3 protein-coding genes are annotated in these 2,600 nt (G+C 62.5%); all 3 read left to right on the plus strand.

What is annotated here, in order from left to right; translation table 11 throughout:
- Window positions 1-233, plus strand: a 233-nt coding sequence (locus WC815_24305) for a GDP-mannose 4,6-dehydratase (GenBank protein MFA5911913.1), incomplete at its 5' end; no start/stop codon positions are given.
- Between the two features lie 4 nt (window positions 234-237).
- On the plus strand, window positions 238-1,188 hold the full coding sequence (locus WC815_24310; GenBank protein MFA5911914.1) for a GDP-L-fucose synthase: 951 nt from the start codon (window positions 238-240) through the stop codon (window positions 1,186-1,188).
- A 2-nt stretch (window positions 1,189-1,190) separates the two neighbouring features.
- Window positions 1,191-2,198 carry a UDP-glucose 4-epimerase GalE gene (gene galE / locus WC815_24315; GenBank protein MFA5911915.1) on the plus strand — a complete coding sequence of 336 codons (1,008 nt, stop codon included), beginning with the start codon at window positions 1,191-1,193 and terminating at the stop codon, window positions 2,196-2,198.
- Window positions 2,199-2,600 lie beyond the last annotated feature (402 nt).

Consider the following 2,600-nt stretch of genomic DNA (forward strand, 5'->3'; position numbering starts at 1 on the left):
CGGCGATGAAGGCCGGCCAATGCATTACCGCCATCGATCCGCGCTACTTCCGGCCGGCCGAAGTGGAGACGCTGCTCGGCGATCCGCGCAAAGCTCGGGAGAAACTAGGCTGGGTGCCGACGACGACGTTCGAAGAGTTGGTCGCCGAGATGATGGCCGCCGATTTGTCGTTGGCCAGGCGCGATGCGTTGGTGACCGAAGCCGGCTACAGGGCGCCGAAAAATCATGAGTGAACCGATGCGATTGCGCGACGCCAGTATCTTTGTCGCCGGCCACCGCGGCCTCGTCGGGTCGGCGATCGTGCGCCAGTTGCAGGCCGAGGGCGCCCAGCGCCTGATCCTGCGCCCACGGCAGGAGCTGGACCTGACCGATCAGGCGGCCGTAGAGGCCTTCTTCGCCAGCGACAAACCTGAGTACGTATTCCTGGCGGCGGCCAAGGTCGGCGGCATTCTCGCCAACGACAGTTATCCCGCGGAATTCCTGCGCGATAACCTGGCCATTCAAACCAACGTGATCCATAGCGCGTGGCGACATGGGGTGCGCAAGCTCTGCTTCCTCGGTTCGTCGTGCATCTATCCCAAGCTGGCGCCGCAACCGCTGAAGGAAGAGTCGCTGTTGACCGGCCCGCTGGAGCCGACCAACGAGTGGTACGCAATCGCCAAGATTGCCGGCATCAAGATGTGCCAGGCCTACCGCCGCCAGTATGGCTTCGACGCGATCAGCCTGATGCCGACCAATCTGTACGGCCCGGGCGACAACTTCGACCTGAAGACATCGCATGTGCTGCCGGCGCTGATCCGCAAATTCCATGAAGCGAAAGAGCAGGGTGCCCGTGAGGTCGTGATCTGGGGCACTGGCACGCCGCGACGTGAGTTTCTCCACGTGGACGACCTGGCGGCGGCAGCCGTGTTCCTGATGAAGAACTATTCGGACGAACAGTTCATCAACGTCGGCAGCGGCGAGGACCTGACCATCCGCGAGCTGGCGGAGATGGTGGCGCAAGCGGTGGGGTACACGGGCAGCATCGTCACCGATCCGAGCAAGCCGGACGGCACGCCGCGCAAGCTGATGGATGTTTCGCGCTTGAGCAAGTTGGGTTGGAGTCCGCGCATTCCATTGCGTGAGGGTATCGAGCGAACCTACGTTGAGTTTCAGACGGCGCACGCAGTGCCGGGCCCGCAACCGTGAAAGTGCTGGTTACTGGCGGGGCAGGGTACATCGGGAGCCACACTTGCCTGGAGTTGGTCGCACGCGGACACGAGGTGGTGATCGTCGACTCCTTCGCCAACAGCTCGCGTAAGGTGGTGCCGCGTCTCGAGGATCTGGCGGGTTGTCGCTTGCCGTGCCACGAGCTCGACGTGCGTGATGAAGCGGCCGTCACTCGAGTGCTTGCAGAACACCGCTGCGATGCAGTGATTCACTTCGCAGCGCTGAAAGCGGTAGGTGAGTCATGCGAGCAGCCGCTGGAATACTTCGCCAACAACATTTGTGGCAGCGTTTCCCTGTTGCGGGCGATGCGGGCGACCGGCGTCAACAAGCTGATCTTCAGCTCGTCCTGCACCGTGTATGGCGCGCCGGACTCGGTGCCGGTCAATGAGACAGCGCCTTTGCGGGTCGCGAACCCGTACGGACGCAGCAAGCTGGTGGTCGAGGAAATGCTGGGCGACGTTGCCCGCGCCGACGCGAAGTTTCGCTACGCCAGCCTGCGTTATTTCAATCCGGTCGGCGCGCATCCCAGCGGACGTATCGGCGAGGATCCTCGCGGAATACCAAACAACCTGATGCCGCTGGTCTGCCAGGTGGCTGCCGGCCGCCGTTGTCAGCTGAAGGTCTACGGTGGCGACTGGCCGACACCCGACGGCACGGGCATACGCGATTACCTGCACGTGGTGGATCTGGCTCGCGCCCATGTGTCGGCGCTGGAGTATCTGGCCAATCGCGATCGCAGTCTGACGGTCAACCTGGGCACCGGGCGCGGCGCCAGCGTGCTGGAGCTGATAAGTACTTTCGAGCGGGTGTGCGGGAAGGCGGTACCGTACGAGATTGTTGGGAGGCGGGATGGGGATGTTGCCGCGGTCTGGGCCGACCCCTCGCTCGCGTCGCGAGAACTGGGTTGGACGGCGGAGCTGGATCTGGATGCGATGTGCAGGGATGCCTGGCGCTGGCAGTGCGAGAATCCGGATGGGTTTGATGGGTGAGGCAATTGGTCAGGTGGTTTCAGCCGAATAGCTGATCGCCGTATCGGCCGAGCCGCTAGTCGCCGCCCAACGAAATAGCGCCGCAAATGCGGCGCTATTTTTTTGTCACCTGTGGTCACCCAACCGACGCTAACTAGTTGAATTCACAGCTGTAGCCCCCACCCGCGGCTGAATTGCCCGGTGTGTATACGTTGTGTTGACACGATTCTGTGTATACACTGTCCGCACACGCATGAATTGGACCCTTCCGTGAACAACGCCCCGCGCGAAACCACCATAAACCTTCGAGCGCCTGCAACGAAGCGGGCGCTGATCGACCAGGCAGCCGAAATCGCCGGCAAGACGCGTACCGACTTCATGCTCGAAGCGTCATGCGAAAAAGCACAAGAGGTCCTGGCTGAC

The organism is Vicinamibacterales bacterium, from assembly GCA_041659285.1.
Taxonomy (GTDB): domain Bacteria; phylum Acidobacteriota; class Vicinamibacteria; order Vicinamibacterales; family UBA2999; genus 12-FULL-67-14b.